Below are 20,213 nucleotides of genomic sequence, written 5' to 3' on the forward strand. Positions count from 1 at the left end.
GCGTCGGCGAGCTGAGAGCTTGGCCAACCATGTCAGAGTGCTGATGTTTCGAAAGCATCGTCACCTCCATGCACGCGCTACATCGGCTCCGGCATGGTTATTCGAGGTGCCCTTATGTGAGACCGGAATGTCTATGTGCGCTATCGCGGATGCATTGGAGCGGGCGCGACGTTCCCCCAATTTTGAGTATCACCTCAGATTGTAGTCCAAGCCCCTACCCCAGGAAATTGGACACGACGGCAGGAGTCGATACGGCACTAGCTGAGCGCAAGCTCGCTTGTGTGCGTAGTCACGGCTTGCACAGATGCTCTGGCAACCTGGCGAGCGTTGATAACTCGCCACAACTCTCATGACGCACCGTCTGTCAAAAAAATCGCAATGGTTCGGCCTTCTCGGCTGGCTGGCGCTTTGCTATGCAATCGCCGGGCTGGGCGCGGCGGCATCGATCCAGGCGGCCAGCTTTTACGCTGAGCTACAGCGTCCCGTCTGGGCGCCGCCGGGCTGGCTATTCGGGCCGGTGTGGACCGTGCTGTACGGAATGATGGCGATGTCAGTCTGGTTGGTGTGGCGCCGACGTCCCCCCATCCTGAGTAGCAGTCGGGTTTAGAGTCCGGGGTTGATGATATCGCTGTTGGCCAGGTGCTGGGCATAGGCCGTCGGCNAGGAAGCCAATGATCTGTTCTTCGGAAAAACGCTTCTTCACGTCCAATCTCCTCGGGGTAGGGAATTGGACTCCAAACTAAGGCGCTACTCAAACTTGGGGGGACGTCGGCGCCGCGGCGGCTGGACTGGGGCGCGGGTGGCACTGGCTCTGTTCGTGGTGCAGCTGGCACTCAATGGTCTGTGGAGCTGGCTGTTCTTCGCATGGCACCTGGGAGCCTGGGCGTTTGCCGACATCGTGGCGTTGTGGCTGGTACTGGCGGCCATGATCGCGGCGTTCGCGAAGAGGCAAGCGCTGGCGGCGTGGGTGCTGGTGCCGTATCTGGCATGGGTGAGCTTTGCGGCGGCGCTTAATTTCTCGGTCTGGCAACTCAATCCTCAGGTGCTCGGCTGATCCTGGGTTGTTACGCAGATGGTTTGCAGGATCTGCCCTGTCTGCTGGTTCGGAACGCAGGACGACGACCATCTGAGCGGCGCGATGAGAATTCGTTTGGGAAGCGGCATGTCGGCAGCGCCAAAGGTGGGCAGGGTGTTCGGAGGGAATCACGGCCTCTTAGCCGCCTTCCGCTTCCGCGCTGCGCGGACAGGTGCACACGCGTAGATAGGCGCCAACCGCGTGTGGGCGCTAGCGATGCGAGTTGAGCCGTTCCGCCGCATGGTGCTGACAGGTGTTGCAAAGCTGCGCACGGCGGTCCGCCGAGGCCGCCATAAAAGTTTCCATAGTAATCAATTACTTGCGGACGCGGAGCCTAAATCCCTGAGCGGCAAGGTTTTCTGTTGCCGGCGTCGCGCGGGTGCGCCTGCCTATTCACGCAACGCTTGACAGGCCTCGTCCCGCTGATGTCTTTTGCAGGCATGGATAACGCCTCCGCCACCGTTTCGCTTCTCTGCCAGCCGCTGTTGTGGGCAGGGACGGGCGTGGCCGGTATTACCACCACCATTACCACCGTCACCATTCGCCCGGTGCGGTCCGTCGTCTTCGCGTAACTTCCGAAAACAACGGCCCCGCACCCGGATCAGGATGCGGGGGCTTCCCTCTCACCTGATGCGGACGGGGCCTCCCTAACGAGGTCTGTCGATGTCATCGCCTGCTGTTTCGCTCGACCCTGCCGCCGTCGCGGCGTCCTCCCTGCGCACCGTGGTGCACAAATTCGGCGGCACGTCGGTGGCCGATGCCGAACGCTATCGGCATGTCGCGCAGCTGCTGCTTGCGCGCGACGAGACGGTGCAGGTCACCGTGGTCTCGGCAATGAAGGGAGTGACCGACGCGCTGATCGCGCTGGCCGAACTTGCGGCGCAGGATCGCCCCGAATGGCGCGAGCGCTGGCACGAAACCCGCGCGCGCCATCGCGGTGCGGCTGTAGCCTTGCTCGGTGAGCATTCCGGGCCGACGGTGGAATGGCTGGACGAACGTTTCGAACACCTGTCGCAGATCCTTGGTGCATTGGCGGTGATCGGCGAATTGCCGCGCGAGGTGCTCGACCGCGTGCAAGGCCTGGGCGAGGTGTATTCGGCGCAGTTGCTGGGCGATCACTTTCGCGCCATCGGCGAAGACTGCGCGGTGCTGGACGCGCGCGATGTGCTGGTGGTCAACCGCGGGGAGCTGGGCGTGGATGTGGACTGGGAGGTGAGCGCGCAGCGGCTGGCCACCTGGCGCCAGGCGCATCCCCAGACGCGCGTGGTGGTGACCGGCTTTGTGGCGCGCGACCGCGCCGATCGCATCACCACGCTCGGGCGCAACGGCAGCGACTATTCCGGTGCGATCTTCGCGGCGCTGTTCAATGCCGATGAGCTGCATATCTGGACCGATGTGGATGGCGTGCTGTCGGCCGACCCGCGGGTGGTGCCCGAAGCGGTGCAGCTGGAAACATTGAGCTACGACGAGGCTTGCGAGCTGGCGTACTTCGGCGCCAAGGTGGTGCACCCGCAGACGATGTCGCCGGCGATCGAGCGTGGGCTTCCGATCATCATCCGCAACACCTTTCAGCCCGAGCATCCGGGCACGCGCATCACTGCCAGCAGTGCGGTGAGCGGGCCGATCAAGGGCCTGACCCTGAGCCCGGATCTGGCGGTGCTCAATCTGGAAGGCACCGGCCTGATCGGCGTGCCGGGCACGGCCGAGCGCGTGTTCGCGGCGCTGCGTACGGCGCAGGTGTCGGTGGTGATGATCTCGCAGGGGTCGTCGGAGCATTCGATCTGTTGCGTGGTCAAGCAGCATGAGTCCGAGCGTGCTCGCAACGCCTTGCTGCAGGCGTTTGCACATGAGCTCACGGTTGGCCAGGTGCAGCGGGTGCAGCTGACCACCGGCATCAGCGTGCTGGCGGCGGTGGGCGATGGTATGGCCGGCCAGCCCGGCGTGGCGGCGCGTTTGTTTGAATCGCTGGGGCGCGCGCAGGTCAATATCCTGGCCATTGCGCAGGGCTCGTCCGAGCGCAATATCTCGGTAGCCATCGATGCCGCACACGCGACCAAGGCCCTGCGCGCGGCGCACGCCGGCTTCTGGCTGTCGCCGCAGACATTCTCGGTGGGCGTGATCGGCCCGGGCAATGTGGGCGCTGCGCTGCTGGACCAGTTACGCATTGCACAACCGCAATTGCTGGGCAAGGCCAATCTGGATCTGCGCTTGCGCGCAGTGGTCTCGCGCGGTCGCATGCTGCTGGATGAGCGCGGCCTGGTCGGCGACTGGCGCGATGCGTTCGCCGCCGCCGCCACCGCAACCGATCTGGAACGGTTCACCACGCACCTGTTATCCGCGCATCTGCCGCATACGGTGATCATCGATTGCAGCGGCAGTGCCGAGGTGGCCGACCGCTATGCCGGCTGGCTGGCCGCAGGCATCCATGTGGTGACGCCGAACAAACAGGCCGGTTCGGGCCCGCTCGAGCGCTTCGAAGCGATTCGTGCCGCCGCCGATGCCAGTGGCGCGCGCTTCCGCTACGAAGCCACCGTGGGCGCCGGCCTGCCGGTGATCACCACGCTGCGCGATCTGGTCGATACCGGCGATGCAGTGACCTCGATCGAAGGCATCTTCTCCGGCACGTTGGCGTGGCTGTTCAACAAATACGACGGCAGCGTGCCGTTCGCCGAGTTGGTGACGCAGGCGCGTGGCATGGGCTACACCGAGCCGGACCCGCGCGACGATCTGTCCGGTGTGGACGTGGCGCGCAAGCTGGTGATCCTGGCGCGCGAAGCCGGCCGCGCCATCAGCCTGGAAGACGTGCAGGTGGAAAGCCTGGTGCCGGAAGCGCTGCGCCAGGCCAGCGTGGACGACTTCATGGCGCGGCTGCCCGAAGTGGATGCGGTGTTCGCGCAGCGCCTGAGCGATGCGCGTGCGCGCGGCAATGTGCTGCGCTACGTGGCGCAGCTGCCGCCGGACCGCGCGCCCAGCGTGGGCCTGGTGGAACTGCCGGCAGATCACGCCTTCGCCAATCTGCGCCTCACCGACAACGTGGTGCAGTTCACCACGCGCCGCTATTGCGAAAACCCGCTGGTGGTGCAGGGCCCGGGTGCCGGGCCGGAAGTCACCGCGGCCGGCGTGTTTGCCGATCTGTTGCGCGTGGCGGCGGGCGAGGGGGCGCGGTTGTGAATCAGGTGGTTGCAGACCAGTCCGCGGAGATGCAACAGGTGGCGATTGCTGCGCGCGAGCTTGGCCAGGCGCGCGCCTTCGCACCGGCCTCGGTGGCGAATGTGGCGGTGGGATTCGATCTGCTCGGCTATTCCATCGACGGCGTCGGCGACACCGTCACGGTGCGGCGCATCGATGCGCCCGTGGTGCGCATCGCCGCCATCCGCGGCACCACGGTGGCCTTGCCGCTGGATGCCGAACGCAACACTGCGGGTGCGGCTTTGATGTCGTTGCGCGCGGCGTTGTCGCTGCCGTTCGGCTTTGAAATCGACATCGACAAAGGCATCGCCTTGAGTTCGGGCATGGGCGGCTCTGCAGCGTCATGCGTGGCGGCGTTGGTTGCCGCCAACGCGCTGCTGCATGCGCCGCTGAGTAACGAGCAGCTGTATCAGCACGCACTCGATGGCGAGGCGGTGGCTAGCGGCAGCCGCCACGGCGACAATCTTGGCCCGTTGTTTTTAGGTGGCCTGGTGTTGTGCACGCTGGAGCGTCTGGTGCCGATCAGCGTGCCGGCGGCGTGGCACAGTCTGCTGGTGCATCCGGATGCGGTGCTGGAAACGCGCCGCGCGCGCGAAGCCTTGGCTGGCGACTATCAGCTGCGCGAGTTCGTGGCGCAGAGCACCAATCTGGCCTTGGTGCTGGCCGGTTGCCATGCCGGCGATGCCGGTCTGGTGCGCGCGGGCCTGCGCGATGTGCTGATCGAACCACGCCGCGCGCCCTTGATCGCCGGCTTTGCCGCTGCCAAGCAGGCCGCGCTGGATCACGGTGCCTTGGGCGCCAGCATCTCCGGCGCCGGCCCCAGTGTGTTCGCCTGGTTCGCATCGCGCGCGGCCGCCGACGCTGCCGCCGCATCGGTGAAGGCCGCCTTCGCAGACGTTGGCCTGGATAGCCAGCACTGGGTGTCCCCGATCGCCAGCCCGGCCGCGCGGTTGCTCGCATGAGCCATCGCGCGCATGTCGGTGTCGACCGATCGCCCGCTCACGGCATCCAGGCCGTGCGGCTTGCAACGCAACGTTTAACCGACTACCACCTCGCTGATCTGCATCACCGGCGCAAGATCGGTGTAGTTGGCGATATCGGCGAGAATCTCCTCGGCGTGCGGCCCGAAGCTGGCACCGAATGCCTCCACCGACTCGCAGAAGATATGGCACATGCCGATGAAGGCCGGGGGGCTGCCCGGCTCGCCGCCGCTGATGCCCTTGTCCACCGTATAGCGCAGGCAGGTCGCACCCATCCGCGCGCTCACCAGCGGCATGTGCGCGTCGCGGTAGTCGGCATGGTCGAAGCGGGCGCCTTCGCGGTACGGATACATCACGCTGACCTTGATCATCTGCCGGCTCCACTGGAAGGTGCGCGCAGCATAGCGCCGCGCCGCCCTTGCCGGGCGCCGCCGCAACGCGGCGCGGCCATGCCGCAGTGTTCGGCCCTCTCATCCACGGGCAACGCCCTGTCTTCGTCTTGTCTGGAGTCGTCACCATGAACTTTCTCTCCACCCGTGGCAGCGCGCCTGCCGCAAGCCTGAGCCAGGCGATTGCCGCCGGCCTGGCGCCCGATGGCGGGCTCTACGTACCGCAGAACCTGCCACCGGCACGCACGCTGATGCCCGGCACCACCTTGGCCGCCACCGCCACCACGTTGCTGCAGCCGTTCTTCGACGGCGATGCGCTGGCCGCCGAGTTGCCGGCCATCTGCGCCGAAGCCTTCGATTTCCCGGCGCCGCTGGTGCCGCTGGCCACGCCCGGCGACTACGCGCTGGAGCTGTTTCACGGGCCGACCGCTGCGTTCAAGGATTTCGGTGCGCGCTTTCTGGCCGCCTGCCTGACCCGCCTGCGCCGGGCCGAAGACCGCCCGCTCACCATCCTGGTCGCCACCTCCGGCGATACCGGTGCCGCGGTGGCCGCCGCCTTCCATCGCCAACCCGGCCTGCGCGTGGTGGTGCTGTATCCGGACGGCCGCGTGTCGCCGCGGCAGGCGCATCAGCTGGGCTGTTTCGGCGACAACATCCAGGCCCTGCGCGTGGCCGGTTCGTTCGACGACTGCCAGGCGATGGTCAAGCAGGCCCTCAACGATGCGCCGCTGCAGGCGCAGCTGCCGCTGAGTTCGGCCAACAGCATCAGCCTGGGGCGGCTGCTCCCGCAGATGAGCTACTACGCGCACGCGGCCCTGCAGCATCACGCCGCATTTGGCAGCGCGCTGAACCTGGTGGTGCCCACCGGCAACCTGGGCAACGGGCTGGCGGCGATCCTGGCGCGTGCGCTGGGCGTGCCGCTGGGCAGCATCGCGCTGGCCTCCAACGCCAATCACGTGCTGCCGGACTACTTTGCCGGCGACGACTACGCACCGCAGCCCAGCGTGGCGACGTTGGCCAACGCCATGGACGTCGGCGCGCCGAGCAACTTCGAACGTCTGCGCTGGTTGTACCAGGGCGACGACGCGGCGCTGCGCGAGGCCTTCCGCGCCTTGTCGGTAGACGATGCGGCGATCAGTCACACCATCGCGCAGCGCCATGCGCGCTATGGCGAGGTGCACTGCCCGCACACCGCCACCGCGGTGCATGTGCTGGAACAGCTGCGCGCAGAAGGGCCGGAAGGCGTGACCGGCGATTGGGCGGTGGCCGCCACCGCGCACCCGGCCAAGTTCGAAGCGGTGGTGGAGCCGCTGATCGGCGCGCCGGTGGACGTTCCGCCTGCATTGGCGGCGCTGCTGCAGCGCCCGGCACATGCCGAGGCACTGGCGCCGGAGTACGCCGCGCTGCGGCAGCGGCTGCTTGCCGACGCCGCCTGACCGAACGCGTTCAGCCGCCCGGGGTTGGAAAGTGACGCGCTTGGGGCAATCCTAGACCGGTGCGGCCCCGACGTGGCGCCGCGTTGATGTGGGTTGCTGCATGTCTTATCGAGTGATTGCCGTTGCCGCCGCCCTCTGCGGGTGGGCAACGGCCGGAGCGGTCCTGGCGGCCGATGCCATGACCGTGTCCCCGGTATCGCCGCTGGGCGCGCCGCGTGCGGGACTGATCGACGCGCTGGCGCGCCAGGCCCCGGCGCTGGATCGCCAGGTGCTGGCGCTGGCGACCGAGGCCTTGCACTGCGCGCGGCAGCGGCAGCAGGTGGGCGATGAGCGCGTGCTCAGCGTGATCGACTACAGCCGGCCGTCCACCGAGCGCCGGCTCTGGGTGTTCGATCTGGCGCGTCAGCGCTTGCTGTTCAAGGAGTGGGTGGCGCACGGGCGCAATACCGGTCAAAACCTGGCCGCGACCTTTTCCAACACCGATGGCAGCTTCCAGTCCAGCCTGGGCGCCTTCACCGCGCAGGAGTCCTACACCGGGCAGAACGGCTATTCGTTGCGCCTCAAGGGCCTGGAGCCGGGCTTCAACGACCATGCGCGCGACCGCGCCATCGTCATCCACGGCGCGCCCTACGTGAGCGAGGCCATCATCCGCAGCCAGGGCCGGCTGGGCCGCAGCCTGGGCTGCCCGGCGGTGCGTCCGGCGGTGGCCAAACAACTGATCGATACCTTGCGCGACGGTGCGTTCGTGTTCGCCTACTACCCGGATCGCGCATGGCTGCGGCAGTCGCAGTTGTTGCACGGCGGCTGCGGCGCGGCGGTGGCGGCGGTCGGGGGACGCTGACGCGCGTGGTTGCGGCGGCACGCGGTTGCCCGCGTTGTCGCATCGGCAGGTGTGTGGGGTCAGGCCGAGAGGCAGGGCGCTGTTCGGCGCAGGTGTGGACCACCGTTGCCCGCCGTCATCCACCGCACCTTTCGCGCGGCAGCGAGGTGCGGCCCGGCCGGATTTCAGACCGTTTCGCCGGCCAGGCTGCGCAATGCGGCGTAGTCGAGGATCTGTACCAGGTGCAGCTGCGGCAGCGCGATCAGCTGCTGCTGCCTGAGCTTGGTGAAGGTGCGGCTCACCGTTTCCATGGTCAGGCCCAGATGGTCGGCGATGTCGCTGCGGCTCATCGGCAGCGCCACGGTGTCGCCACTGCTGCCGAGCTGGGTGGAGCGTGCGGCCAACCGCAGCAGGAAATGCGCCAGGCGCTCGCTGGGTTGCAGGCGCGCCAGCAGCAGGCCGGTGTCCTGGGCGGCGGCCAGCTCCATGCTGGCGCGCTGCAGCAGCTTGCGTTCCAGATACGGGTAGCGCTCGCGCAGCTGGCGCATCTGCGCCATCGGCGTGCGGCACACGCGGGTTTCGACGATGGCTTCGATATCGTGCCGGTGCTGCGGGGTCTCGGTCAGCCCCACGTAGTCGCCGGGCAGCACGAAACCGGTGATCTGGCGGCGGCCGTCGGCCAGCGTGCGCACCAGGCGCAAGGCGCCGGAGGTGACGGTATAGACGTGGTGGCGTGGCTCGCCGGCCCGGACCAGGGTGCTGCCGGGCGCATGGACCGAGCCGCTGGTGGCTTGGTCGAGCGCGTCCATTTCCACTGGCGACAGCGCCGCGCAGATCGCCCGGCCGCGGACCGCGCACAGTGCGCAATCGGAATTGCGCGCATCCACGCCGGCTGCCGCGCTGGGCGCCGGGCAGGTCACGCTGGGGTCTGAAAGCTGCCGGTACATGGGTCACGCACTGCCTGGAACGCGCCCGCATGATACGCCATGCGGTCAGCACGGCCGCCCAGCCGGTAGAATTACCGGCTCGCCCCCCGTCGTCCTGCAGGAGTTTCGCTCGTGATCAAGCCCCGTACGCCGCCCGGCATCATGGAATTGCTGCCACGCGAGCAGATCGCGTTCCAGCGCATGCTGGACGTCATCCGCCGCAATTACGAGCGGTTCGGGTTCCTGCCGGTCGAAACCCCGGTGTTCGAGCTGTCCGATGTGCTGCTGACCAAGTCCGGCGGCGAGACCGAGCGCCAGGTGTATTTCGTGCAGTCCACCGGTGCGTTGGCCAATGCAGCGGCGGCGGTCGACGGTGCCGAGAGCGGCGGCCTGCCGGGGCATTCCCTTCCAGAGCTCGCGCTGCGCTTCGACCTGACCGTGCCGCTGGCGCGTTACGTGGCCGAGCACGAACACGACCTCAGCTTCCCGTTCCGTCGTTACCAGATGCAGCGCGTCTACCGCGGCGAGCGCGCGCAGCGCGGGCGCTTCCGCGAGTTCTATCAGTGCGACATCGACGTGATCGGCAAGGATGCGCTGAGCATCCGCTACGACGCCGAAGTGCTGGCGGTGATCCACGCGGTGTTCGCCGAGCTGGGCATCGGCGACTTCAAGGTGCAGTTGAACAACCGAAAGTTGCTGCGTGGCTTCTTCCACGCGCAGGGTGTGGTCGATGCCGAGCAACAGGCCCTGGTGCTGCGCGAGGTCGACAAGCTCGACAAGCGCAGCGCCGAGGATGTACGCGCTACCTTGGTGGGGCCGGACTTTGGCCTGGCCGAGGACGCCGTGCAGCGCATCCTGGATTTCGCCAAAATCCGTTCGGTTTCCCATGCCGATGCGCTGGACAAGATCGAATGGGTGGTCAACGAGGTGCAGTCGCGCAGCGGTGGCAACGCAGATCTGCATGCTGGCGCGGACGACTTGCGCCACGTGCTGGAGCTGGTCAGGGCGCTGGGCGTGCCGGAGACGGCGTACTGCCTGAATTTCTCGATCGCGCGCGGACTGGACTACTACACCGGCACCGTCTACGAGACCACGCTCACCGATCACCCGCAGATCGGCTCGATCTGCTCGGGCGGCCGTTACGAAAACCTGGCCAGCCACTACACCAAGTCCAGGCTGCCCGGCGTGGGCATTTCGATCGGCCTGACCCGGCTGTTCTGGCAGCTGCGCGAGGCCGGCCTGATCCAGGGCATCGCCGAGAGCAGCGTGCAGGCGATGGTGGCGCTGATGGACGAAACGCGCCTGGACGACGCGCTGGATATCGCGCGTCGGCTGCGCATCGGTGGCATCAACACCGAGGTGCAGATGGAGCCGAAGAAGGTCGGCAAGCAGTTCCAGTACGCCGCTCGCGCCGGCATCCGCTTTGTGGTGCTGGCCGGCGACGACGAGCTGGCACGCGGCGTGGTGGCGGTGAAGGACCTGGTGCGCGAACAGCAGTTCGAGGTGGCGCGCGACGAGCTGGCCAGTACGCTGCAGGTAGAACTGGAGCAGGCCAAGGTGATGCCGTAAGGCGAGGTGGTCGTTGCTGGTTTTCGATTACCGGCGCACGAACTTCAGCCTGTGAAGCGGTGGGTGGTGTTGCGCGAGGTCTCGCCCCCATCCGCCCTCCGGGCACCTTCCCCCGCACGCGGGGGAAGGGCGGCGGGTGTCCTGCGCGCCCGAGACGCCTTGTTTTGCTTCCTTCTCCCGTCAACGGGAGAAGGTGGCGCGCAGCGCCGGATGAGGGCGGCTTCGGGGCTTTCCTGTAGCTCAGCTGAGAAGCGGCACGCAACACGTCACCCGGCCGGTATTGCTTAGTTGCGGGTGGTAGGGCGAGCAACCCGCATTTGAAGCGGTAGACGGTGCTGCACGAAACCTCGCCCCCCATCCTCCCTTCGGGTACCTTCCCCCGCAGGCGGGGAAAGGGTCGCTTGTCCGGTTCTCCGTGCAGCAAGGCGAGAGCAGGCGAGCGCAAAGCCGCATGGCTACAGGCCAACCGAGCTGTCCTGACGTCACCGCCCCAGCAGGTGACAAGCGCCACCGCTTGCGTTAATGTACTAACACGCTATTACATTAACGCAATGAAACACCGACCTGCCCCCCGCGAATCCACCGATGTTGCCGCTTCGCTGCAGATGCTGTCCGAGGCCTTGGCCTGCCTGCATGCGCCTGGCTCGGTCGAGGCCTTCCTGCGCGATCTGTGCACGCCTGCCGAGCTGGAGGCCATGGCCGACCGCTGGCGGGTGGTGCCGCTGTTGATCAAGGGCGTGCCGTACCGCGAGATCCACGAGCTGACCCAGGTCAGTGTCACCACCATCGGGCGCGTTGCGCGCACCCTGGAACATGGCGCCGGCGGTTATGCCGCGGCCCTGCGCGAGCAAGCCGCGCGCCCTGTCGAATCCCACTGAGAGAACACGATGAGTGCTTCCACGGCAGCGCCGGCACGTGACCGGTTGCGTATCGCCATCCAGAAAAACGGCCGCCTGGCCGAGCCGGCGCGCAGCCTGCTGGCCGCCTGCGGGCTGAGCTGGCGGCAGAGCCGCGACAAATTGTTCTGCTACGGCGAATCGCTGCCGGTGGACCTGCTGCTGGTGCGCGACGATGACATCCCGGGCCTGATCGCCGATGGCGTCTGCGACTTGGGGATCGTGGGTCAGAACGAGCTGGACGAGCAGGCATCGGCGCGTCGTCGCGCTGGCTTGCCGGCCGCATATCACGCCGTGCGCGGGGTCGGTTTCGGCCAGTGCCGGCTGATGCTGGCCGTGCCGGAAGAATGGGACTGGCAGGGCGTGGCGCAACTGGCGGGCAAGCGCATCGCCACCAGCTACCCGGCGATCCTGGCCGACTGGCTGGAGCGGCAGGGGATTGAAGCGGCGGTGGTGGAGCTGTCCGGTTCGGTGGAAATCGCACCGCGGCTGGGCACCGCCGATCTGATCTGCGACCTGGTCTCCAGCGGTGCCACCCTGGCCGCCAACCAGCTCAAGCCGGCGGAGCTGGTGATGGAAAGCGAAGCCGTGCTGGCCGGCGCGGTGCGCGAGCCGGCCGATGCACGCGCGGCGTTGCTGGCGATGCTGCTGCGGCGCATGGATGGCGTGCTCAAGCTGCGCGACAGCAAGCTGCTGATGTTCCGCGCCGAACATGGCAACGTGGACGCGCTGCGCCGCCTGCTGCCCGATGCCGAGCCGTTGGTGCAGCTGCCCGACGACGGCAACGGCGCGCTGCGCCTGCAGACCATGTGCCATGGCGCGGTGACCTGGCAACGCTTGGAAGAACTCGAACGCGCAGGTGCGCAAGGCTTGATGGTGTTGACGGTGGAGCGCTCGCTGGCATGAACATTCTCGATTGGTCCCAACTCGATCGCGCTGCACGCGCCGCTGCGCTGACGCGTCCCGCGCAGACCGTGGCCACTCAGACCCACGATGCGGTGGCGGCATTGATCGCGGATGTGCGCGCCCGTGGCGATGCGGCGCTGCGCGAGATCACCGCACGGTTCGATGGCGTGTCGCTGGACCACTTTGCAGTGAGCGCGGCCGAATTTGCCGCCGCCGACGCCGCGGTGGCGCCGGAGCTGCGCCAGGCGATGCAGGACGCCGTTGCGCGCATCGACACCTTCCACCGCGCCGGCATGAGCGACGGCTATGCGGTGGAAACCGCGCCTGGTGTGGTCTGCGAAAAGATCGTGCGGCCGATCGGTCGAGTGGGCCTGTATGTGCCGGCCGGTAGCGCACCGTTGCCCTCGACTGCGTTGATGCTCGGCGTGCCGGCGCGTCTGGCCGGTTGCCGCGAAGTGGCGCTGTGTACGCCGCCGCGCAAGGATGGCAGCGTGGACCCGGCGGTGCTGGTGGCCGCGCAACTGACCGGCGTGCGCCGCGTGTTCAAGCTTGGCGGTGCGCAGGCGATCGCGGCGATGGCCTATGGCACCGAATCTGTGCCGAGCTGCGACAAGTTGTTCGGGCCGGGCAATAGCTATGTGACCGAAGCCAAGCAGCAAGTGGCGCAGTCGGGTGCGGCGGCGATCGACATGCCGGCCGGTCCGTCGGAGGTGCTGGTGATTGCCGACGCCGGTGCGCAACCGGCGTTCGTGGCCGCCGACCTTTTATCGCAGGCAGAGCACGGCCCCGATTCGCAGGTGTTGCTGCTGTCCGGTAGCGATACGTTGATTGCCGCCGTGCAAGTTGAGTTGGATGCGCAACTGGCGCAGCTCTCGCGTGCCGATATCGCCCGCCAGGCGTTGGCGCAGTCGCGGCTGATCAAGGTGCAGTCGTTGGACGAGGCGTTTGCCATCAGTAACCGTTATGCACCGGAACATCTGATTCTTGCGCTGCGCGAGCCACGTGCATGGCTGGGCCAGGTCGAGGCGGCCGGCTCGGTGTTTTTGGGCGACTACACACCCGAAGCACTGGGCGATTATTGCAGCGGCACCAACCACGTGTTGCCGACCAGCGGCGCGGCGCGCGCGTATAGCGGAGTGAGCGTGGCCAGTTTCCAGAACATGCTGAGCGTGCAGGCGGCCAGCAAGGCCGGTATCGACGGCATCGGCGAATGTGCGTTGATCATGGCGCGTGCCGAAGGCCTGGACGCGCATGCCAATGCGGTGGCGTTACGAATGGGAGTGGCAGCATGAGCACATCCTCGATTCTTGAACTGGTACGCGAGGACTTGCGTGCGTTTGCCGGCTATTCGTCGGCACGTACCAGCGCCTTGCAGGGCGATGTCTGGCTCAACGCCAATGAGTCGGCCTGGGGCAATCCTGCCGACTCGCAAGGCAGCACGCGCCGCTATCCCGATCCGCAACCCGATGCGCTGCGCAACGCCTTGGCGGCACTGTATGGCTGCGCGCCGGAGCAGTTGCTGATCGGCCGCGGCAGCGACGAAGCGATCGATCTGCTGGTGCGTGGCTTGTGCGTGCCCGCGCGCGATGCGGTGGTGGTCACCCCGCCGGTGTTCGGCATGTATGCAGTGTGCGCGCGGCTGCAGAACGCACCACTGGTCGAGGTGCCACTGGTCGATGGCAGCGACGGCTTTCATGCCGATCTTCCGGCCATCGTGGAAGCCGCGCTGGCGACGAAGGCCAAGCTGGTGTTCCTGTGTTCGCCGTCCAACCCGGCCGGTTCGGCGATCGCGCTGCAGGATGTGGAAATCGCACTGCAGGCACTGCAAGGCAAGGCGCTGGTGGTGGTCGATGAAGCCTATGGCGAATTTTCCGATATGCCATCGGCGGTCGGCCTGCTGGAGCGCTACGACAACCTGGCCGTGCTGCGCACCTTGTCCAAGGCGCACGCGCTGGCGGCCGCGCGCATCGGCAGCCTGATTGCCAATTCAGAATTGATCGCGCTGCTGCGCCGCTGCCAGGCACCGTACCCGGTTCCCACGCCGTGCGCGGCGATGGCCGTGCAGGCGCTATCCGCGCCGGCACTGGAGGTCACCCGCCGGCGCATTGCCGAAGTGCGCAGCGAGCGCGAGCGCGTTCGTCTCGCCCTGGCGCAACTGCCCGGCGTGCGCCGGGTCTATGCATCGCAGGGCAATTTCCTGCTGGTGCGCTTCGACGACGCAGAAGCCGCGTTCCAGGCGCTGCTGGAGGCCGGGGTGGTGGTGCGCGACCAACGCGCGGTGCCGCGCCTCTCGGATGCATTGCGCATCACCCTGGGCACGGTCGAACAGAACGAGCGTGTGCTCGGTGCGCTGCGGCGCGAGCAGGAGGCTGCGGCATGACCCCGATTCTTTTCGTCGACCGCGATGGCACGCTGATCACCGAGCCGGCCGATTACCAGATCGACGCGTATGAAAAGCTGCGCTTGGTCGACAACGTCATCCCGGCGATGCTCAAGCTGCGCGATGCCGGCTACCAATTCGTCATCGTCAGCAATCAGGATGGGCTGGGCAACGAGAGCTATCCGCGCGCCGCCTTCGACGGCCCCAATAACCTGATGCTGCAGATCTTCGCCAGCCAGGGCATCGACTTTCGCGAAGTGTTGATCGACTGCAGCTGGCCGGCCGACAATGCACCCACGCGCAAGCCGGGCGTCGGCCTGATGGTACCGTACCTGCAGGACCGCAACATCGACTGGGCGCGCTCGGCAATGGTGGGCGACCGTGTCACCGACATCCAGTTCGCGCAGAACCTCAACATCCGCGGTTTCCAGCTGCGCACTGCCGAATTCGGTGGCGAGTGGGACTGGCCCGGCATTGCGCACGAGCTGGCCGATGCGCCGCGTCGTGCGCTGGTCCAGCGCACGACCAAAGAAACCAGGATTCGCGTCGAGCTGGACCTGGATCGCGTGGCCGAGCCGCATACCGCCACCGGCCTGCCATTCTTCGATCACATGCTGGAACAGATCGGCAAGCACGGTGGGTTTGCGCTGGACATCCGTGCCGACGGTGATCTGCACATCGATGAGCACCACACCATCGAAGACACCGGCCTGGCGCTGGGTCAGGCGCTGCGCGAGGCGCTGGGCAACAAGCGCGGCATTGGCCGATATGGCTTCGATCCGCCGGAAAGTCCATGGCTGGCTGCAGGCGAGGGCGCACACCATGGCTTCACCCTGCCGATGGACGAAACCATCGCCAGCGCCGCACTCGATTTCAGTGGCCGGCCGTACTTCGTGTTCGAAGGCGACTTCAAGCGCGAGCGGGTCGGCGACATGCCCACCGAACTGGTGCCGCATTTCTTTCGCTCGATCTGCGATGCGTCCGGATTGAACCTGCATCTGAGCGTGCGTGGCGACAACGACCACCACAAGGTGGAAGCCTGCTTCAAGACGCTGGCGCGTGCGCTGCGCCAGGCGATCCGCCGCGAAGGCACCGCCTTGCCGTCCACCAAGGGCGCGTTATGACCGCCGTTGCGCTGATCGATGCCGGCGGCGCCAATCTGGGCTCGGTGCGTTATGCGCTGGAGCGGCTGGGCGTGGAGGCACAGGTGGTGCGCGATGCAGCGGGGTTGCAAGGCGCGCAGCGGGTGATCCTGCCGGGCGTCGGTGCGGCGCCGGAGGCAATGTCGCGCCTGCGTGCGCAAGGCCTGGTCGAACCATTGCAGCAGCTGCAGGTGCCGGTGATCGGCATCTGCCTAGGCATGCAGTTGCTGTTCGAACACTCCGAAGAAGGTGATGTCGACTGCCTTGGGCTGCTGTCGGGCATCGTGCGCCACATGACGCCGGCGCTGGGCATCCGCGTGCCGCACATGGGCTGGAATCAGCTGTTGCCGCTGCGCGAGTCCGCGCTGCTGGCCGGCCTGCCGGAGCGCGCCAGTGCGTATTTCGTGCATGGCTACGCGGCGCCGGTGACCGCCGACACCCTGGCCGCCTGCGATCACGGCGGTCTGTTCACTGCCGTGGTGCAACAGGGGCTGCGCTGCGGCGCGCAGTTCCATCCCGAGCGTTCGGCAGACACCGGTGCACGCATCCTGCGCAATTTTCTCGAGATGAGCTTTCCATGAGTTTTACTGTCTACCCCGCGCTGGATATCCGTGATGGCCGCGTGGTGCGCCTGCTGCAGGGCGATTACGCCCGCGAAACCCGCTACGGCGACGATGTGCTGCCGCGTGCGCAGGCCTTCGCCGACGCCGGCGCGCAGTGGATGCATCTGGTCGATCTGGATGCGGCCAAGGCCGGCGGCTACACGCTGGCCACGCTGCTCGGCCAGATCACCCGGCAGACCGGCTTGCAGGTGCAGACCGGCGGCGGCGTGCGTTTGCGCGACGACGTGGCGCGCATCCTCGACGCAGGTGCGGCGCGCGTGGTGATCGGCTCATTGGCGGTGCGCGAGGCCGACACCGTGATCGCCTGGTTGCAGGAATTTGGCGCCCAGCGGCTGACCATTGCGCTGGACACGCGCCAGGATGCCGCCGGTGTGTGGCAATTGCCGGTGCATGGCTGGACCGAGGCGGCCGAGGCCACCCTGGATCAACTGGCGGTGCGTTACGCGCAGGCCGGCCTGCAGCACCTGCTGTGTACCGACATCGCGCGCGACGGCATGCTGTCCGGGCCGAACATGGCGTTGTACGCGCGTCTGCGTGCGCTTGCGCCGCAGTTGCAGGTACAGGTCTCCGGCGGTGCGCGCAATCTTGCCGATGTGGGTGCGGCCAAGGCCTCCGGCTGCGCCGGCATCGTGCTGGGCAAGGCGTTGCTGGAAGGCCACCTGAATCTCAACGAGGCAGTGGCATGCTGAGCCGGCGCATCATTCCGTGCCTGGACGTGCGCGATGGACGCGTGGTCAAGGGCGTCAAGTTCCGCGACCACATCGACATGGGCGACATAGTGGAGCTGGCGCTGCGTTACCGCGCGCAAGGCGCCGATGAGCTGGTGTTCTACGACATCGGCGCCAGTCCGGAAGGGCGTTCGGTCGATTACACCTGGGTGGAGCGGGTGGCGCGGCTGATCGATATCCCGTTCTGCGTGGCCGGCGGCATTCGGGATGTCGACACCGCGCGTGCGGTGCTGCATGCCGGTGCCGACAAGATTTCCATCAATTCCCCGGCGCTGGGCCGCCCGCAACTGATCTGCGAACTGGCCGATGCCTTCGGCGTGCAGTGCGTGGTGGTCGGCATCGATTCCATTCGCGAGGAGGACGGCCAGTGGCGGGTACGCCGCTACACTGGCGACCCCAGCAAGACCCAGGCGTTGCCGATGCGCACGCTGGACTGGGTGGCCGAAGCGCAACGCCTGGGTGCCGGCGAGATCGTGCTCAATTGCATGGACAACGATGGCGTGCGGCGCGGTTACGACATCGCGCAACTGCGTCAGGTGCGTGCGCTGTGCCAGGTGCCGTTGATCGCGTCCGGCGGCGCCGGCGAGATGCAGCACTTTGCCGATGTCTTCGACCAGGCCGACGTGGATGGCGCGCTGGCCGCCAGCGTGTTCCATAGTGGCGCGATTCCGATTCCCGAGCTCAAGCAGTTCCTGCGCGCGCAACAGATCGAGGTACGTGATGGGCAGTGACACCGTGACAACCGACGACGTACTGCAAGCGCTGGACTGGAGCAAGGGCGCCGGCCTGCTGCCGGTGGTCGTGCAGGACGCCGACAACCTGCGCGTGTTGATGCTGGGCTACATGAATGCCGATGCCCTGGCTGTCACGCAGCAGCGCGGCGAGGTGACCTTCTTCAGCCGCAGCAAGCAGCGCCTGTGGACCAAGGGCGAGAGCTCGGGCAACGTGCTGCGCGTGGTTTCCATCGAAGCCGACTGCGACGCCGATACGCTGCTGGTGCTGGCGCGCCCGCACGGGCCCACCTGCCACCTGGGCCGCACAAGTTGTTTCCCGAGCGCGCCTGGCCAGTTCCTGGGCAGCCTGGATGCCCTGATCGCCACGCGCGAGCAGGAGCGCCCGCACGGCAGCTACACCACCACACTGTTCGAGCAGGGTATTCGCCGCATCGCGCAGAAGGTGGGCGAGGAGGGCGTGGAAACCGCGCTGGCTGGCGTGGTGCAGGGCGATGCCGAGTTGCTTGGCGAGTCGGCCGACCTGTTGTACCACCTGATCGTGCTGCTGCGCGCGCGCGGCCTGGGGCTGGGCGATGCGGTAGCGCTGCTGGAATCGCGGCACAACTGAGGTGGTCGCGTAGGAGCGCACCCGGGCGCGACAGGCGTCATGGGTAACGCCCATCGCGCCCGGGTGCGCTCCTACAGATGTGCCGTTGCGTCTTCCCACCTTCGTACCCGCATCGTGCGCCGTGCCACGACGGGTACAATTTCCGCTGATCTTTCCGCGGGAAAACGCATGCAACCTCGCTTCGCTTTGTTGGCTCTGGGCTTGCTCGCAGCAAGCGCCTACGCGCGCGCGGCCACCGTCGATGGCATCGTCTACGAAGAGCGCGACGGGCGCCCCGGTCGCAGTGCCGATGAGCCGGGCGTTGCCGATGTAGCGGTCTCCAATGGCGAGCAGATCGTGCGTACCGATGCGCAGGGCCGCTACCGTCTACCGGTACGCGATGGGCAAACAGTGTTCGTGATCAAGCCGGGCGACCGCCGCTTTGTACCCGCTGCCGACGGCTTGCCCGGGTTCTGGCGCCACTACGCACCGAACGGGTCCGCCAAGCACAAATATGGTGGTATCGCCGCAACCGGCCGCAACACGCGCAACTGGGATTTCGCACTGACCCCGCGCGCCGGTGCCGCAGTCGATGGCTTCCAGATGCTGGTGTTTGCCGACAGCCAGACCGCCAGCCTTGCCGACGTTGGCTACTACCAGCGCGACATCGTGGCGCCGATCGTTGGCAAGACCACCGCCAGGCTGGGCACCACCCTGGGCGACATCGTCAGCGACGATCTGAGTCTGTATCCGGCCCTGAACAAGGTCACCACCCAGCTGGGCGTGCCGTGGTTCCATGTGCCGGGCAACCACGATCTCAACTTCGATGCGCACGACGATGTGCAGTCGCTCGACAGCTGGCGCGCGATCTACGGCCCGGATACCTATGCGGTGGAAGAGGCCAATGCCAGCTTCGTGTTCCTGGACGATGTGATCTACACCCCCGGTGGCAAACCAGCCTATGTGGGCGGCCTGCGCGAACAGCAGTTTGCATTCTTGCAGGCGTATCTGGCGCAGCTACCGCGCGAGCGGCTGGTGGTGCTGGGCATGCACATCCCGCTGTTCGATGCCGCACCCGGGCAGGAGACCTTCAGGCATGCGGATCGTCGCCGGCTGTTCGCCTTGCTCAAGGAGTTTCCGCATGTGCTGGTGCTGAGCGCGCACAGCCACACGCAACGGCAGGTTGAACACGGCGCCGACGAGGGCTGGGCCGGTGCGCAGCCGCTGCACGAGTACAACGTGGGCGCTGCCTGCGGTGCGTTCTGGTCGGGCGTGAAGGATGCCGACGGCATTCCCGATACGACCATGAGCGACGGCACGCCCAACGGCTACGCGGTGCTGAAGGTGGCGCCCAGCGGCAACTACACGCTGGCCTATCACGCCGCGCGCGCGGCCGACGATGCGCAGTTGTTGCTGCATGCGCCCAAGGTCTTGCGGCAGGGCGCGTATCCGGCCTGGGGCATCTACGCCAATGTATTGATGGGCCAGGACGATACCGCGGTGGACATGCGCATCGACGATGGTCCCTGGCAGCCGATGAAGCGGCAAGAGCGCGCCGACCCACGCGTGTTGGCCGAGAATGCGCGCGACGATGCCGCCGGGGCGCTGCGCGGTTACGACCGCTCGCCCGAGGCTACCCCTTCCACCCACCTGTGGCGCGGCGCACTGCCGACCACGCTGGACGTGGGGGAGCATACGGTCGAGGTGCGCGCGCGCCTGCCGACCGGTGAGTACAGTGCACGCACGGTGTATCGCCTGCAGCACGCCGAGCCCTGAGCCAGGCGCAGCTGCTGCCAGAAACACAAACGCCTCCACGAGGGAGGCGCTTTCGGAA

At 67.1% G+C, this 20,213-nt stretch carries 18 protein-coding genes and 1 pseudogene; 17 read left to right on the forward strand and 2 right to left on the reverse strand.

The window, feature by feature from the left end; translation table 11 throughout:
• Window positions 1–349 precede the first annotated feature (349 nt).
• The 4 genes and pseudogenes from XCSCFBP4642_RS26880 to XCSCFBP4642_RS0110055 all read left to right on the forward strand — a co-directional run bounded on the left by XCSCFBP4642_RS26880 (window position 350) and on the right by XCSCFBP4642_RS0110055 (window position 5,226).
• Window positions 350–607, forward strand: a complete 258-nt coding sequence (locus XCSCFBP4642_RS26880; RefSeq protein WP_425480176.1) for a TspO/MBR family protein — start codon at window positions 350–352, stop codon at window positions 605–607.
• A 165-nt stretch (window positions 608–772) separates the two neighbouring features.
• Window positions 773–1,054, forward strand: a pseudogene (locus tag XCSCFBP4642_RS24540) (TspO/MBR family protein); the annotation flags it as partial.
• A gap of 684 nt (window positions 1,055–1,738) precedes the next feature.
• The gene (gene thrA, locus XCSCFBP4642_RS0110050; RefSeq protein WP_029219666.1) at window positions 1,739–4,246 is read left to right on the forward strand and encodes a bifunctional aspartate kinase/homoserine dehydrogenase I; all 2,508 of its coding nucleotides are present in this window, start codon (window positions 1,739–1,741) and stop codon (window positions 4,244–4,246) included.
• Between the two features lie 29 nt (window positions 4,247–4,275).
• Complete coding sequence (locus tag XCSCFBP4642_RS0110055) at window positions 4,276–5,226, forward strand: homoserine kinase (RefSeq protein WP_033899075.1); 951 nt, start codon at window positions 4,276–4,278, stop codon at window positions 5,224–5,226.
• Window positions 5,227–5,300: 74 nt separating this feature from the next.
• Here the strand turns inward: XCSCFBP4642_RS0110055 and XCSCFBP4642_RS0110060 are convergent, their stop codons facing one another.
• Window positions 5,301–5,615, reverse strand: a complete 315-nt coding sequence (locus tag XCSCFBP4642_RS0110060) for an EthD family reductase (RefSeq protein WP_029219668.1) — start codon at window positions 5,613–5,615, stop codon at window positions 5,301–5,303.
• A 146-nt stretch (window positions 5,616–5,761) separates the two neighbouring features.
• Here XCSCFBP4642_RS0110060 and thrC point away from each other — a divergent pair, with 146 nt between their 5' ends.
• A complete protein-coding gene (gene thrC / locus XCSCFBP4642_RS0110065; protein ID WP_029219669.1) occupies window positions 5,762–7,069 on the forward strand; it encodes a threonine synthase in 1,308 nt (435 codons plus the stop codon).
• A gap of 100 nt (window positions 7,070–7,169) precedes the next feature.
• Entirely contained in the window at window positions 7,170–7,910 is a 741-nt protein-coding gene (locus tag XCSCFBP4642_RS0110070; RefSeq protein ID WP_029219670.1) for a murein L,D-transpeptidase catalytic domain family protein, read from the forward strand.
• A gap of 164 nt (window positions 7,911–8,074) precedes the next feature.
• Here XCSCFBP4642_RS0110070 and XCSCFBP4642_RS0110075 read toward each other — a convergent pair whose 3' ends face one another.
• On the reverse strand, window positions 8,075–8,698 hold the full coding sequence (locus XCSCFBP4642_RS0110075; RefSeq protein ID WP_200859743.1) for a helix-turn-helix domain-containing protein: 624 nt from the start codon (window positions 8,696–8,698) through the stop codon (window positions 8,075–8,077).
• Window positions 8,699–8,947: 249 nt separating this feature from the next.
• On the opposite strand from XCSCFBP4642_RS0110075, the gene hisS reads away from it, so the two are divergent.
• The 11 genes from hisS to XCSCFBP4642_RS0110130 all read left to right on the forward strand — a co-directional run bounded on the left by hisS (window position 8,948) and on the right by XCSCFBP4642_RS0110130 (window position 20,155).
• Window positions 8,948–10,384 carry a histidine--tRNA ligase gene (hisS, locus tag XCSCFBP4642_RS0110080; protein ID WP_029219672.1) on the forward strand — a complete coding sequence of 479 codons (1,437 nt, stop codon included), beginning with the start codon at window positions 8,948–8,950 and terminating at the stop codon, window positions 10,382–10,384.
• 551 nt (window positions 10,385–10,935) lie between these two features.
• Window positions 10,936–11,262 (forward strand): YerC/YecD family TrpR-related protein, encoded by a 327-nt coding sequence (locus XCSCFBP4642_RS0110085; protein WP_029219673.1) that lies wholly within the window; start codon window positions 10,936–10,938, stop codon window positions 11,260–11,262.
• 9 nt (window positions 11,263–11,271) lie between these two features.
• Window positions 11,272–12,186: an ATP phosphoribosyltransferase gene (hisG, locus tag XCSCFBP4642_RS0110090; RefSeq protein WP_029219674.1), complete on the forward strand. Its 915-nt coding sequence runs from the start codon at window positions 11,272–11,274 to the stop codon at window positions 12,184–12,186.
• The gene (gene hisD, locus XCSCFBP4642_RS0110095) at window positions 12,183–13,478 is read left to right on the forward strand and encodes a histidinol dehydrogenase (RefSeq protein ID WP_029219675.1); all 1,296 of its coding nucleotides are present in this window, start codon (window positions 12,183–12,185) and stop codon (window positions 13,476–13,478) included. Before hisG ends, hisD begins: the two co-directional genes overlap by 4 nt.
• On the forward strand, window positions 13,475–14,566 hold the full coding sequence (gene hisC / locus XCSCFBP4642_RS0110100; RefSeq protein ID WP_029219676.1) for a histidinol-phosphate transaminase: 1,092 nt from the start codon (window positions 13,475–13,477) through the stop codon (window positions 14,564–14,566). The genes hisD and hisC overlap by 4 nt, the downstream gene beginning before the upstream one ends.
• The gene (gene hisB, locus XCSCFBP4642_RS0110105) at window positions 14,563–15,690 is read left to right on the forward strand and encodes a bifunctional histidinol-phosphatase/imidazoleglycerol-phosphate dehydratase HisB (RefSeq protein ID WP_029219677.1); all 1,128 of its coding nucleotides are present in this window, start codon (window positions 14,563–14,565) and stop codon (window positions 15,688–15,690) included. Before hisC ends, hisB begins: the two co-directional genes overlap by 4 nt.
• Window positions 15,687–16,289 (forward strand): imidazole glycerol phosphate synthase subunit HisH, encoded by a 603-nt coding sequence (gene hisH / locus XCSCFBP4642_RS0110110; RefSeq protein ID WP_029219678.1) that lies wholly within the window; start codon window positions 15,687–15,689, stop codon window positions 16,287–16,289. The genes hisB and hisH overlap by 4 nt, the downstream gene beginning before the upstream one ends.
• Window positions 16,286–17,020, forward strand: coding sequence for a 1-(5-phosphoribosyl)-5-[(5-phosphoribosylamino)methylideneamino]imidazole-4-carboxamide isomerase (hisA, locus tag XCSCFBP4642_RS0110115; protein WP_029219679.1), 735 nt, complete (start codon window positions 16,286–16,288; stop codon window positions 17,018–17,020). The genes hisH and hisA overlap by 4 nt, the downstream gene beginning before the upstream one ends.
• Window positions 17,014–17,790 carry an imidazole glycerol phosphate synthase subunit HisF gene (gene hisF / locus XCSCFBP4642_RS0110120; protein ID WP_029219680.1) on the forward strand — a complete coding sequence of 259 codons (777 nt, stop codon included), beginning with the start codon at window positions 17,014–17,016 and terminating at the stop codon, window positions 17,788–17,790. Before hisA ends, hisF begins: the two co-directional genes overlap by 7 nt.
• On the forward strand, window positions 17,780–18,400 hold the full coding sequence (hisIE, locus tag XCSCFBP4642_RS0110125) for a bifunctional phosphoribosyl-AMP cyclohydrolase/phosphoribosyl-ATP diphosphatase HisIE (RefSeq protein WP_029219681.1): 621 nt from the start codon (window positions 17,780–17,782) through the stop codon (window positions 18,398–18,400). Before hisF ends, hisIE begins: the two co-directional genes overlap by 11 nt.
• 168 nt (window positions 18,401–18,568) lie before the next feature.
• Entirely contained in the window at window positions 18,569–20,155 is a 1,587-nt protein-coding gene (locus XCSCFBP4642_RS0110130; protein WP_029219682.1) for a calcineurin-like phosphoesterase C-terminal domain-containing protein, read from the forward strand.
• Window positions 20,156–20,213: the final 58 nt, after the last annotated feature.

Origin of the sequence: Xanthomonas cassavae CFBP 4642 (genome assembly GCF_000454545.1) — a bacterium.
GTDB lineage: Bacteria > Pseudomonadota > Gammaproteobacteria > Xanthomonadales > Xanthomonadaceae > Xanthomonas > Xanthomonas cassavae.

Coding starts and splice junctions, on each gene's coding strand:
- XCSCFBP4642_RS26880 (WP_425480176.1), top strand. CDS start 350: ATGACGCACCGTCTGTCAAAAAAATCGCAATGGTTCGGCCTTCTCGGC.
- thrA (WP_029219666.1), top strand. CDS start 1,739: ATGTCATCGCCTGCTGTTTCGCTCGACCCTGCCGCCGTCGCGGCGTCC.
- XCSCFBP4642_RS0110055 (WP_033899075.1), top strand. CDS start 4,276: ATGCAACAGGTGGCGATTGCTGCGCGCGAGCTTGGCCAGGCGCGCGCC.
- XCSCFBP4642_RS0110060 (WP_029219668.1), bottom strand. CDS start 5,615: ATGATCAAGGTCAGCGTGATGTATCCGTACCGCGAAGGCGCCCGCTTC.
- thrC (WP_029219669.1), top strand. CDS start 5,762: ATGAACTTTCTCTCCACCCGTGGCAGCGCGCCTGCCGCAAGCCTGAGC.
- XCSCFBP4642_RS0110070 (WP_029219670.1), top strand. CDS start 7,170: ATGTCTTATCGAGTGATTGCCGTTGCCGCCGCCCTCTGCGGGTGGGCA.
- XCSCFBP4642_RS0110075 (WP_200859743.1), bottom strand. CDS start 8,698: ATGGACGCGCTCGACCAAGCCACCAGCGGCTCGGTCCATGCGCCCGGC.
- XCSCFBP4642_RS0110085 (WP_029219673.1), top strand. CDS start 10,936: ATGAAACACCGACCTGCCCCCCGCGAATCCACCGATGTTGCCGCTTCG.
- hisG (WP_029219674.1), top strand. CDS start 11,272: ATGAGTGCTTCCACGGCAGCGCCGGCACGTGACCGGTTGCGTATCGCC.
- hisD (WP_029219675.1), top strand. CDS start 12,183: ATGAACATTCTCGATTGGTCCCAACTCGATCGCGCTGCACGCGCCGCT.
- hisC (WP_029219676.1), top strand. CDS start 13,475: ATGAGCACATCCTCGATTCTTGAACTGGTACGCGAGGACTTGCGTGCG.
- hisB (WP_029219677.1), top strand. CDS start 14,563: ATGACCCCGATTCTTTTCGTCGACCGCGATGGCACGCTGATCACCGAG.
- hisH (WP_029219678.1), top strand. CDS start 15,687: ATGACCGCCGTTGCGCTGATCGATGCCGGCGGCGCCAATCTGGGCTCG.
- hisA (WP_029219679.1), top strand. CDS start 16,286: ATGAGTTTTACTGTCTACCCCGCGCTGGATATCCGTGATGGCCGCGTG.
- hisF (WP_029219680.1), top strand. CDS start 17,014: ATGCTGAGCCGGCGCATCATTCCGTGCCTGGACGTGCGCGATGGACGC.
- hisIE (WP_029219681.1), top strand. CDS start 17,780: ATGGGCAGTGACACCGTGACAACCGACGACGTACTGCAAGCGCTGGAC.
- XCSCFBP4642_RS0110130 (WP_029219682.1), top strand. CDS start 18,569: ATGCAACCTCGCTTCGCTTTGTTGGCTCTGGGCTTGCTCGCAGCAAGC.